Source organism: Prevotella sp. CAG:255, assembly GCF_000431195.1.
GTDB lineage: Bacteria > Bacteroidota > Bacteroidia > Bacteroidales > Bacteroidaceae > Prevotella > Prevotella rara.
Genome location: NZ_HF986766.1, coordinates 41,653 through 54,873, shown reverse-complemented (window position 1 = coordinate 54,873; position 13,221 = coordinate 41,653). Strand labels below are relative to the sequence as shown.

Here is a 13,221-nt window from a genome sequence, read left to right as displayed (position 1 = left end):
TAACGACTAAACAGGCAAATAAAAAGTCTTAATGAAAAAAGCGTAACCTGCTGAATATCAGTGGTTACGCTTTTTGTAAATCTAAATGTGGCCCTGCCGCGTCTTAATCGGCCTTAATGCCGTTGATGTAGGACACGATGTCCTGTCCTTCGGCAGCCCCGGTCTTCTTCCTGATGGAAGTCTTGCGGACATAAATCGTGGCATCCGACTGCTGTGTTACTACGCCAATCTCTTTTGTTGAGAAGCCGGCGCACAACAGGCAGGCAATCTGTATCTCCTTTTCCGTAAGCACATTGCCGTATCGTTCCGTAAGCCTGTTGTGGAAGTTGTCATAAAGACGGTCAATTACAAGATAAAGATCAGGCCACACAAGCAGACTGTCTGTCTGAATCTTGCCCTCACTGATGCCGGCTATGCGTTTCAGAAGAGCCTGGTTATGGTTGGTCGGGGTGCTTGCCACCATGCGTATTATTCCAAGTTGCTGCAAAAGTATTTTCTTGAAGAAGGCGTCGTCTTCACTCCTCTGCTGCTTTTCTTCAGGTGTTTCTTCCGCCGGAGTCTGCGTCTCTTTCAGCATCCTTTTCAGCGTGTCTATGCTGTTTTCGGCTTCTGCCAGCCGGCTTAGTCGGTTCCTGTAATATATCCATCCGCCAGCCACGCCGAGCAGAAGCAACAGCACGGCTGCCGCCAGCATCCATCCCATACGCTGTCTGTCAAGTCTCAGTTCGTGGTTTGCCCACTGCAGGCGCTCCTTCGCTTCCTGCCGTCTTGCCAGGGTGCTCTCTTTGGCATGCATGTCGGCAGTTATCGAGTCGCAATACCGGGATAAGCCAACATAAGATACGGGTTTTCCGTCCCTGTAGTCTAACAGGCAGCGCTCCAGCTCTATCACCATTCTGCGCGAAATGTCGTCAAAGCCTTTTGCCTCAAGTCTCGCTTCGCTCTCTATGGCCTTTTCGTTGCAGATGCGCGCAGAGTCGGGCATGTGCAGATTGATATAGTTTCCTGCCATGGCCATCTGAATGGCCGACAGACCTGCCATCTGCGGCATCATTCGGCTTATCTCGCGGTAAACGTTGTTAGATTGGCGATACTTTCCGTTGTTTGCCAGATAGTCGGCATAGTTGCGCAGAAACTCACACGCCATGGCCGTGTCGCCGTTCTCAGTGGCCATCCTTACGCTTTGGCTGTAAAAGTGTTCCGACCGAGGGTCTCCCGCTAACGAAAGGTTCAGTCCTATCTTATAGTTCAATATTGCTTTGTCACGTTTCGTCGGATTAAGTTCCAGCGCCCTTTTCATCACCTCGGCAGCCTTGCAGTATTCCCGCTGAAGCTCAAGCAGCCTTGCCTGTTCGGCCATCAGCTTAACCCGTTTTGTTGCATCCTTAATCTTGCCAATCCCTTTGTTTAGGACGTTTATGGCGTCAGCCCTCTTGCCTTTCCAGTTCAGGTACGATGCCTCCAGAAGATAGCTGTCTGTTTGCTTGTCGGCCTCTTCACGATAGTGCATGATGGCCTCCGGCAGCTGTTCGTCCTCAGCCAGAGACATCCCCATTATCTGATGGGCCATAGCCCGGTTCCATACCAGGTGCAGCTGCTCTTCCCTGTTCAGTCCGCCGGCATTTTCTATAGAGTCCAGTATGGCCAATGCCCTCTCCGGTGCTGTCTTCAGCATATTGTCGCTTAGCTCCAGCGCCTTCCTTCCGGGTGAACTGCATGACGCAAGCAGCACCGCAACCAGCATCATTATATATATTGCCTTTTTATGCATAAATAGCTTATTTCATGTTTGTTGTCATGCAAAGATAAGGATTTTAAGGCAAATCCAAATCAAAAAACTTTGTTGTTTTCGTTCGCCGTTACACACGCCTGTGTCAGTCTTTGTCGCATAGATGTTTCCGGGGGAGGAATGCATCACAGATAAACACTGTCCGGGCAATCCGTCTAAGGTTAGTGTGCGGGTTGGTTTTGCGGAAAGACAGACCGTCTTTTATGCGCCTTTGTAATGTGTTGATATTCAGTGTGTTGCAAAAGGTGGTCTTTGGGCTCCTGAAAGACCATCTTTTGCAGCCTAAAAGGATACCTTTTACATCGCAAAACGTGGCTTTTTACATTCATGCTGCTTTCGCCATGCCTTTTCTTTGGCGTCAGCAGACCTTTAGTTCTGTTGCTTTCAGCCTTTCTGTCCATGTGTCTTGGTCCATGTTCCGGCAGTGGTTCTTGTGCCTTGTGCCGATGTTCTTTGCCGTCATGTCTGTCAACTCGCTGTTTACCTGCCGATATGTTAAATTTAAAACATTTATGTAAAAACATGGTGCCGTTAATATAAAAACACTTAACTTTGCCCACGCAACGGTTCGCCGTATGGCGATTAAAAGGGAACCGGGTGAGAATCCCGGACAGACCCGCTGCTGTAATCCGCCCTTATATCGGGGTGCGAACAATGAAGCCACTGACATTTTTTCGGGAAGGCGTTCGCATCCGGGCGGTAAGTCAGAAGACCTGCCTTGCTGTTTTAATAACCTTCCGCAGCCTCGTGGATTAGGCTTCAGGAGAGCATTCTTAATTTTTTATGAAACAAAGATTAGCCATTATGTTCTTGTGCATGGCTGTCTTTACGGGCTATGCGCAAAAGCATGTGAGCCGTCTCGACAGTGTGCAGAGACTTAACGAAGTGGTAGTGCTGGGCAACAGCCAGCGCAGTGTCATTCCGTCGCAGCAGCTTAAGGGCGAAGAACTGCAGCGGCTCAACAGCCTGAGTGTGGCCGACGCGCTCAGGTTCTTTGCCGGCGTGCAGCTGAAAGACTACGGCGGAGTGGGCGGCATCAAGACCGTCAACATACGAAGCATGGGCACCAACCACGTGGGAGTGTTCTACGACGGCATACAGCTGTCTAACGCGCAGAACGGACAGGTGGACCTCGGCATGTTCTCGCTCGACAACATGCAGGCCATATCGCTCTACAACGGACAGAAGAGCCAGATTTTCCAGTCGGCAAAAGACTTCAACTCGGCCGGCTCCATATACATGTGGACGCGCCGCCCCGTGTTTGCCGACAGCACCAGTTATCATCTCAAAGCCACGCTGAAGACAGGTTCGTTCGACCTTGTCAATCCCGCCCTGCTCATAGAGCTGCGCCTTTCCGACAAGGTGTCGGCGTCGTTCAGCGGCGAGTGGCTCAGCAGCAGCGGCAAGTATAAGTTCCGCTACCGCCGCAAGGCCGTCATGACCGACGAGATAATGTACGACACCACCGCCGTGAGACAGAACGGCGACGTGCGCGCCACGCGCATGGAGGGCGCGCTCTTCGGCACCATCAGCGGCGGCGAGTGGATGCTCAAGGCATACAACTACACGTCGGAGCGAGGCGTGCCGGGGGCCATTGTCAACAATGTGTGGCGCCGCGGCGAGCGCATCTGGGACAACAACTCGTTTGTGCAAGGCTCAATACAGAAAGATTTCGGCAGCCGTTATCACACCCGCCTCATGGCCAAGTATGCCTATTATCTCACCAAATACGTCAACAAGGACACCACCGTGATGATGATCGACAACGTTTACCGGCAGAAGGAGCTGTATCTATCTTCGTCACACCTATATAACATCACCAACTTCTGGGACGTTTCGGCTGCCTACGACGTGCAGTGGAACACGATGGATGCCGACATGTACGGCTTCGTTTATCCCACCCGCTGGCACCATTTCCTCTCGGCTGCCACCGCCATTACCCTCGGCCGCGTCAAGATGCAGGGCAGCCTTGTGCTCAACTACGTTCACGACCGCACCCGTCTGGCCAAGTCGGCAGGCGACAAGACCGTGCTTACTCCCGCCTTCTTCCTGTCGTGGGCGCCCTTCGGCAGCTCCGATTTTACGCTCCGCGCCTTTGCTAAGCGCAGTTTCCGCATGCCGACGTTCAACGACCTTTACTATGCCGACATGGGCAACTCGCAGCTGCGGCCCGAATACACCACCCAATACAACATCGGTTTTGCCTACGACAGTCGCCGCAGCCGCGGCTTTCTGACCGAATGGAGCCTTCATGCCGATGCTTACCGCAACTTCGTCCGCGACAAGATTGTGGCCTATCCCAAGGGCGCGCAGTTCCGCTGGACCATGCTCAATCTTGGCCGTGTGCGCATCACCGGCATCGACCTGACCGGCTCGCTCACGCTCAATCCGCTGCGCGACCTCTACATCACCGGCAAACTTCAGTACACCTATCAGGAAGCAATCGACGTAACCAGTCCTGCCGACACCTACTATCGCGACCAGATACCCTACATTCCATGGCACAGCGGCTCGGCCATCGTTCAGGCAACATGGCGCTCATGGAGCCTTAACTACAGCTTTATCTACACCGGCGAGCGCTATAATCAGCAGGAAAACATCGTGTATAACCACACGCAGCCGTGGTACACGAGCGACATCTCCATTGCGCGCAGCTTCCGCTGGAGTCGCTATTCGGCCAAGGTTCAGCTCGAAGTTAACAATCTCTTCAGCCAGGACTACGACGTGATACTCAACTATCCCATGCCCAAGCGCAACTATCGTCTTACCCTAAGTTTTGAATTATGATGCACAACATACATTTTTTGTATATCCTCCTGCTGTCGGCTGTCCTGCTGTCGTCATGCCGCGAAGATGAGGTCGTGGTGCCTACGGAGTACGACATACTGCCCGTAACCGTGCCCGAAGGCAGCGATGTCGTAGGCATGTACCTGCTCAACGAGGGCAACATGGGCAGCAACAAGTGCACGCTCGACTATCTCGACTTCGTGCAGGGCTACTATGTGCGCAACCTCTACGCCGAGCGTAATCCCCATGTCATAAAGGAACTTGGCGACGTCGGCAACGACATACGTGTCTACGGCTCAAAACTCTACGTCGTGGTCAACTGCTCCAACAAGATGGAAGTGCTCGACGCACGCACCGGGGTGCGCATATCTCAGGTGGACATACCCAACTGCCGCTACGTAAACTTCTACCGCGGCCACGCCTATGTCAGCTCCTACGTCGGCCCCGTTCAGCTCAACAATCCCAACGCCGTTAAGGGTGCGGTCTACAAGGTGGACACGCTCACGCTCAAGGTGGTGGACAAATGCACCGTGGGCTACCAGCCCGAAGAGCTCGAAGTGCTCGGCGAATACCTCTATGTGGCCAACTCCGGCGGCTACATGGCGCCCAACTACGACAACACCGTGTCGGTGATAGAGTTTGAAGGGTTCAGGCAGATGCAGAAGATACCCGTCGGAATCAACCTCCACCGCATCAGGGCCGACCGCCACGGACGGCTTTGGGTTACGTCGCGAGGCGACTATGAGACCATAAGTTCTAATCTCTACGTGCTCCAGAAGAAGAGCGGACGCAACGAGATGGAAGTAACTGACACGCTCAACATTCCCTGCTCGAACTTCTGCATCAGCGGCGACTCGCTCTATTACTACAGCACCGAGTGGAACAACTACACCCAGCAGAACACCATAACCTACGGAATAATAAACACGGAGACGATGAAGCGCGTGAGCGACTCGTTCATAACCGACGGCACGCAGGCCGACATCACCGTTCCGTATGGTATCAGCATACACCCCGACACAGGCGACATATACATCACTGACGCCAAAAACTACGTGTCGAGCGGCGTGCTTCACTGCTATTCGAAAGACGGAAAACACAAGTGGAGCGTGCGCACGGGCGACATTCCTGCCCACATGTGCTTCATAAAAGGTTCTTCAAAATAATTCATTATGAACAGAATAAAACATCATATAGTGCGCCTTTCGGTCATGTCTGCCGTTGTTGTAGCGGCTGTGTTGCCGTGTTCGTGCGAACGCGACGCCGAGAATGTCAGTTCAGGTCTTGACGACTATTACTACATCGAACGCATGAAGAAGCTCAGACTTGCCCCTGCCTACACCGGCGACTCTTACCGATGGACCGTCAGGACGGCATCGGGTGCCGACTCGCTCCTTTCCACCGAGCGCGAGTATATCTTCCTCGCGCAGCACGAAGGCGAGTATGTGATTACCTTCGAGCTTGACGACGGCGGGCGCGGATATAAGCAGACATTTCCCGTTACGGTGCTTCACGAGGAAGTGGAGTATAGTCCATATACGGCAAGCGTGTATGAATATTGCCCCGCTCCGGGCCAGTTTGTCAACACGATGCCCATATATGAGCCCGGCGACGACACTGAAACAATGAGGCAGAAGGCCGAGGACGACCTAGTGAACGACGTGATGATAACCCTCGGAGCCTATGGAGGCTACGTTACGTTTGCCTTCGACCACACCGTGGTGAACGTGCCGGGCGAGAAAGACTTCTACATAAAAGGCAACTCGTTCTACTCCGACATACCCGGATATGCCGAGCAACGGGGCGGCAACTGCGAGCCGGGCATAGTGATGGTGGCGTTCGACCGCAACATGAACGGACGCCCTGACGACGACGAATGGTATGAGCTTGCCGGCAGCGAATATAACAACAGCGCCACGATAAAGAACTACGGCATAACCTACAGCCGTCCGGTGGAGCACGATCCTGTGCCCGACATATCGGGAACGCTCACCGACACGCTCTACATACCATGGAAAGACAACCGCGGAAACAGCGGACATATATATAAGAACATGTACCATACGCAGAGCTATTATCCCGAATGGATAGATGCCGACGAGCTTACGTTCAGCGGAACACGCCTGCCCGACAACGGCAAGGACGTGAGCGGATGGGGCTCTTACTATGTTCTCTACTCATATCCGTGGGGCTATGCCGACAACCATCCCAACGACTCTATCGGCCTTAACAGCTTCGACATAGGCTGGGCTGTGGACAGTCAGGGTAACAAAGTCAGTCTGCCGGGCGCCGACTTCATACGTGTCTACACCGGCGTAAACCAGTATTGCGGATGGGTGGGCGAGACCTCTACCGAGATTTCGCGTGCGCAAGACCTGCACGTGCAGGCCGACATGCAGCCCAATGCGGCTCCCATGACCATAAGACGAGCAAAACAGACAAATAAATAACAAACATGTTTAATTTTTAAAAGTTAAGTTCTTTATGAAGAAAAAGATTTACTTATTGTTGTTTGCACTGCTGTCGGGCGTATTTGCCATCGCCCAGACAATAAAGGTGCAGGGCGTTCCGCGCAACATCAAGAACGGAACCGTAATGATGTCGGCCACCGACAACACGTGCGATGTCGACTTCTCTAAGATTACACGCTGGATAGGCGAGGGCGACAAGCAGGCCGCGCTCGTCATCAAATGGAACGACAGCCGCGAGGAACGCCTCTATGTGTGGGGCTACCGCTGGACCGACGAGGCCGACGGCACGGGTGCAGCAATGCTCTGCAACATAGCAAAGAACGACCCTAACTTCATCGTTCTCGTTTATGGCAACACTCCTTACGGCACCACCATTGGCGGTGTGGGCTACGACTTTGACGGCGACGGATTCAGCATAACAAAGAACGGAGAGGCCGTGGAGCCTGATGAGGACGGACTGCTGCACACCACAAGCTATGACTTTGACAGCTATGTGTCGGCCGACGAGGACGACCTCTGGTTCTCAGGCTGGTATGACGGCTATCTGTCTTACTGGGTGTGCGACACTCCGGGCGAAGCGTTCGGCTACTCTAACGTGGGCGCAACAGGCCGCAAACTTGTCGACGGATGCGTTGACGGATGGTCGGCCGTGAGAGACATGAGCGACATGAACATGGGCAACATGATAGGCGAGCTGTATTATCTGCCTGCGCTGACGTCAGAGCCCGTGCTGGTTGACTACACCAAAGGCACATTCATCGTGAACGAAGACTGGTATGGCCACCAGAACTCTACCGTAAACTTCCTCACAGACGAGGGCGAATGGGTTTACCGCGTGGTGCAGAAGGAGAATCCCGGAGTTGAGCTTGGAGCCACCGTGCAGTATGGAGCAATCTACGGCGACAAGTTCTTCATCATAGCCAAGCAGCCCAAAGATCCGGGCGCAAGCATCATGGGCGGACGCATAACCATCTGCGACGCCAAGACAATGAAGGTGCTGAAGCAGATAGAAAACATTGCCGTTGACGATAATGGCTCAAGCATTGCCGACGGCCGCGGCTTCCTCGGAGTGGACGAGCACAAGGCATACGTAGGCACAAGCAACGGCATCTACGTTCTCGACCTCGACAAACTGGAGATTACGGGCAGCGTAGGCGGAGCCGGAACTGACAGCGACGACCCGTATCAGCAGCTCTACGGAGGACAGATTGGCAACATGGCGCGCGTGAATGACCGCGTGTTTGCCGTTCATCAGAAGAACGGACTGCTCGTAATCAACCCCGCAACCGACGAGGTAGAGCAGACCGTTGAGGCTCCCGAAGGATGGGGCTTCGGCTCTGTGGTACTGTCGAAAGACGGCAACCTGTGGCTCAGTCTGGCGGCATCGTCAGGCTCAGGCCAGGCCGACACACGTATAGTAAAGCTCAACCCCGCAACGCTCGAGCAGACCGTCATAGAGTGCCCCGAAGGCATCTTCGGTCCGGCAAACTCATGGTATGCATGGACACCCGACTGCTTCTGCGCAAGCAAGCAGAACAACGTGCTCTACTGGAACGGCGGAAACAGCAGTTGGTTCAGTGGCAAGACTGTCTATAAATACGACATCGACAGCAACACCTTCAGCACGTTCATCGACTATAACGACGACCCCGACGGCTGGCAGATCTACGGATGCTCGTTCCGCATAGACCCTGTTACCGACGAAGCCATAGTAAGCCTCTACAAAGGCTACGGCGACCCGACCTACGTTGTGCGCAAATATGACAACGAAGGCAAGCAGATAGCTGAGTATTCAATGATAAGCAACTACTGGTTCCCGTCGCTTCCGGTATTCCCCGACAACGAGGCTCCTGTCGTTGCCGACATCGACCCCGTAAGCCTTACAACCGAGGACGGCACCACCGTTTCGCTGAAAGACGTGGCTACCGACGCCGACAACATGGATGCTGCCATCGTGAAGACCGTCAAGGAGGTGAGCGACGAAGAAGTGCTGAAGGCTGAAATGGTCGACGGCGACCTCGTGATAACTCCGCTCAAGGCTGGCAAGGCAGACATAACCATCCAGATCAACTCTAACGGCAAACTGGCTGAGACCGTTGTAAGCGTAGAAGTAACTGAGGCTACAGACATTGATGCCGTTGAAGGCGCCAAGGCTGAGGAAACAGGCCGCTACACGCTCGACGGCAAGATGCTCAACGCTCCGCAGCGCGGCATCAACATAATCCGTATGAGCGACGGCACAATCAAGAAGGTTATCGTGCGCTAAATCATGCAGCAGCATGCGCCCCTCGTGGCGCATCACACATCAAAGGCACGCCCGGCATCGTATGTCAGGCGTGCCTTTTCTTTTTGTAGTTAGGCCATGATGAAGATGCGTAAATAATGGTCAAAACGCATTTTCAACCCCGTTTTCGCCTGTCTTTTATCTGCCTTTGTAACCGCTTGATATTCAATGTGTTGCAAAAGGTCATGTTTTATCCTCTAAAAGACCACCTTTTGCAGCCTGAAAGGTTACCTTTCGCAATGCAAAAGACGGCATTTCGCATTTCGTCCGCCGGCGTTCCGATTTTTTAAACCTTTATCCCCGTTGCGCCTTTCTCCGTGAGAAATATTTTCATTAACTTTGCATCCCGTCAGAGTAACATCCTTATAGCTTGCAAAAACAATGGAAAATAATTATGCTATACAGTTCCCCGAGATAATGAAGGGGAAGAAAATCCTTTATGTTCATGGTTTCAGTTCATCGGGACAGTCGGGCACTGTCGTCAAGATTCGCGAGATGCTGCCCGGAGCCACCGTAGTGGCTCCCGACCTGCCTTTGCATCCTGCCGAGGCCATGGACCTGCTTCACCATACTTGCGAGACTGAAAATCCCGACCTGATTATCGGTACGTCGATGGGCGGAATGTATGCCGAGATGCTCTACGGATACGACCGCATATTGGTAAATCCTGCCTTCCAGATGGGCGACACCATGCTGAAGCATGGCATGCTGGGCAAGAACACCTTTCTTAATCCCCGTCAGGACGGCGTTCAGGAGTTTATCGTAACCAAGGCTCTCGTGGAGGAATATAAGGAGATTACCGCCAAATGCTTTGCCGGCGTAACCGATGAGGAGAGCCGCGACAGGGTTTACGGACTGTTCGGCGACGAAGACCCCGTGGTGCACACGCGCGACCTGTTCTCGCAGCACTACCGCAACGCCATCAGCTTTCACGGCGAGCATCGCATGAACGACAAGATATTGCTCCACTCTGTGCTGCCCGTAGTGCAGTGGATAGACGACAGACAGGAGCATCGCGAGCGCCCAATAATATACGTCAGCATCGACACGCTGCGCGACGCACGCGGCAATCAGATGTCGAGCGCTATGAAGGCGTTCCGTTATCTCTTTGAGCATTACGCCATGTATATCGTTGCTCCGTCGCCTGCCTACAACCCTGAATACATTGCCGAAGTGATGCGCTGGGCTGAAGACGTGGTAAACGTTCCGGCATGGCAGCACCTTGTGTTCACCAACCGCAAGGATCTTATCTACGGCGACTACCTCATCGACCCGTCAGACGAGTATGGCGCAGCCGACTTTATGGGCACGCTAATCAAGTTTGGAAGCGACACCTTCAAGACTTGGGAAGAGATAATAGAATTTTTCAGCAGGCTGGGAGGACAATGATAATTCATAATTGGCTAATGCCGAACTTCGTTTCACAATTCATAATTGGGCGGGTGTCATTCTATAACAATATACGATATAGGGTGATGTCTCGTTTAAATTGTGAAACAAAGTTCGGCATTAGCTAATTATGACTTATAAACGTGAATTATAAAATCGTGAATTGTGAATTATAAAGACGTTAATAGTGAACTCTTTTCTCGCGTTTTAGAACTTACGCGCCTTTATGATACTGCCGATGCAAAGAGCGTCAACAAGATGGCGCACGAGACGCTGGTGCTGACCTGTCATGAGGGACTGCGCGACACGGGACAGGCCTTCGGTAACCTCTTTTCGCAGGTCGACTATCTGTGCAAGAGGCACAACGTCAAGCTGCCCGACTGGATTGCAGTTCAGGCCATGCGCCGCCATACCAACAGCAGTGAGCCGCTCTCGCGCGAAGATTTCTTCTACGATATGCGCGCCCTCAGCCGCTTCATCTCTGCCGTTACGGGCACCGACGTGCCGGGCGAGCTGCTCCGTGTGCTGCCTGCCGAGCGCAAGCCTTACACCAAGGCAGAAGGCACCGACGTAAGATACGTGAGATGTATCGTAAGAGGGTTCGACGACAAATATATCTATGTGTCTGCCGAGGAGGTGCTCGGCGGAGCCATGCTTGCTGCCGACTATACGGCAGACGACCTCACTTATCTCTCCGAACTGCTGCGCGAGGGTATGCAGCTCAACCTGCTCGACTGCAAGCTTGAAGGCTCATGCACATACAACGGCAGCGAGGGCGACGTGAAATGCGACATCATCGTGCCTTCGCTCGTTATCGTTGAGCCCGACTATCTTATCGACATCAGCTCAATAGCCGCATGCTTTAAGGAGTACGGCCACCATCCGCTGATATACACCCTTGACCGAATGAAGCCGCGCGCCAACAGTCAGGCAATACTCCTTGGTAATCTTGCCGGCAGCGTGCTCGACGATATTATCAACAGTCGCGGCACCTACAGTATGGCGTCTACGCTGAAATCGAGTTTCAGCGAGAAGGCTCTCGAATATTCAACCTGCACCGACTTCAATCCTGCCGTGTTCAAGGCTAACGCCGCCGTGCAGGCATCCAACATCAACGCCGCCGTTACGGGCATGTTCGGCGAATACGACCGCAGTCGTGTTGTGCTCGAGCCGTCGTTCGTCTGCGAGCGTCTTGGCCTTCAGGGCCGTGTCGACCTCATGACCACTGACTTCCGTCTGCTTGTTGAGCAGAAGTCGGGGCGCAACCTCAACATAGAGCGCGCCGCACAGTCGGGCGGCAAGGGCCTGCAGCTTGAGCCGCATTATGTTCAGCTGCTGCTGTATTACGGCGTGCTGAGATACAACTTCAATCTTGGTTTCAACAAGACAGACATCCGTCTGCTCTATTCTAAATATCCTCCGGCACAGGGCTTCCTTGCCGTAGCCTTCTATCGCAAGCTCTTCGCTGAGGCCATCAGTCTGCGCAACAAGATTGTCGCTGCCGACTTCGACATAGCCCTCGACGGCTTCGACAGCGTGCTGCCCGAGCTTACGCCCGCCACGCTCAACACCACAAAGACCGCTTCATCGTTTTTTCAGCGCTACCTTCTGCCGCAGATAGAGGCCGTAACGGGACCGTTGGCAGCCATGCCGCCGCTTGAGCGCGAGTATTTTTGCCGCATGATGACGTTCGTATATCGTGAGCAACTCTTAGGCAAGGTAGGCTCGCAGGAAGGCGTAACAAGCTGTTCGGCAGACCTCTGGAACATGCCGCTGGCAGAAAAGCTGGAGACCGGCAACATATACACCGGCCTGACGATAAAGGCAAAGGAGTGTGCCGAAGGCAGTTCCGTGCCCGACCGCATAACGCTCTCCGTGCCCGGACAGGGTGAGGGCTTCTTGCCAAACTTCCGCCGCGGCGACATGATTTATCTCTATCAGTATCGTGCCGACAGCGTTCCCGATGTGCGCAACGCCATACTTTACAAGGGAAACATCGACGAACTGCACACCGACGAGATAACTGTTGTGCTGACAGACGGACAGCAGAACCCCGACGTTCTGCAGGTTCAGCATCCAGAGGATATGCCCGACGACATGCATAAGGCAATGGTATATGCCGTAGAGCATGCCGGAACAGACGCTTCGGGCAGCAGCGGAGCGCGCGCATTGCTTGAGTTTGTAACCGCTCCCGACGATCGCCGCAGTCTGCTTCTCGGTCAGCGTGCCCCTCGCAGAAACGATAGCGTAAGGCTCACAAAGAGTTATAACCTGAGCTACGACGACATACTGCTGGGCGCAATGCAGGCATCCGACTATTATCTGCTCGTCGGTCCGCCCGGCACGGGCAAGACATCAATGGCTCTGAGGTTTATGGTTGAGGAGGAACTTACGCGCCCCGGTGCGTCGGTTTTGCTCATGGCATACACCAACAGGGCCGTAGACGAGATATGCGCAATGCTCGAAGACGCCTCGCTCGACTATCTGCGGCTGGGCAGCGA

7 protein-coding genes and 1 riboswitch are annotated in these 13,221 nt (G+C 53.6%); of the genes, 6 read left to right on the top strand and 1 reads right to left on the bottom strand.

Translation table 11 applies throughout. The features are described from left to right. Nucleotides 1-103: 103 nt before the first annotated feature. Nucleotides 104-1,747: a LuxR C-terminal-related transcriptional regulator gene (locus QVO66_RS01175; RefSeq protein ID WP_021853539.1), complete on the bottom strand. Its 1,644-nt coding sequence runs from the start codon at nt 1,745-1,747 to the stop codon at nt 104-106. A gap of 588 nt (nt 1,748-2,335) precedes the next feature. Next, nucleotides 2,336-2,524: riboswitch (cobalamin riboswitch) on the top strand. Nucleotides 2,525-2,572: 48 nt separating this feature from the next. Between QVO66_RS01175 and QVO66_RS01170 the strand changes: the two genes are divergently transcribed. From QVO66_RS01170 to QVO66_RS01145, 6 genes are all read left to right on the top strand, one after another. Further along, the gene (locus QVO66_RS01170; protein WP_288172416.1) at nt 2,573-4,576 is read left to right on the top strand and encodes a TonB-dependent receptor plug domain-containing protein; all 2,004 of its coding nucleotides are present in this window, start codon (nt 2,573-2,575) and stop codon (nt 4,574-4,576) included. Then, on the top strand, nt 4,576-5,742 hold the full coding sequence (locus tag QVO66_RS01165; protein ID WP_021853537.1) for a YncE family protein: 1,167 nt from the start codon (nt 4,576-4,578) through the stop codon (nt 5,740-5,742). Before QVO66_RS01170 ends, QVO66_RS01165 begins: the two co-directional genes overlap by 1 nt. Nucleotides 5,743-5,748: 6 nt before the next feature. Beyond that, the gene (locus QVO66_RS01160; RefSeq protein WP_021853536.1) at nt 5,749-7,026 is read left to right on the top strand and encodes a hypothetical protein; all 1,278 of its coding nucleotides are present in this window, start codon (nt 5,749-5,751) and stop codon (nt 7,024-7,026) included. A gap of 34 nt (nt 7,027-7,060) precedes the next feature. After that, on the top strand, nt 7,061-9,313 hold the full coding sequence (locus QVO66_RS01155; RefSeq protein ID WP_021853535.1) for a DUF5074 domain-containing protein: 2,253 nt from the start codon (nt 7,061-7,063) through the stop codon (nt 9,311-9,313). Between the two features lie 399 nt (nt 9,314-9,712). Continuing rightward, complete coding sequence (locus QVO66_RS01150) at nt 9,713-10,720, top strand: YqiA/YcfP family alpha/beta fold hydrolase (RefSeq protein WP_021853534.1); 1,008 nt, start codon at nt 9,713-9,715, stop codon at nt 10,718-10,720. Between the two features lie 165 nt (nt 10,721-10,885). Next, nucleotides 10,886-13,221, top strand: a 2,336-nt coding sequence (locus QVO66_RS01145; RefSeq protein WP_288172415.1) for an AAA domain-containing protein, incomplete at its 3' end; no start/stop codon positions are given.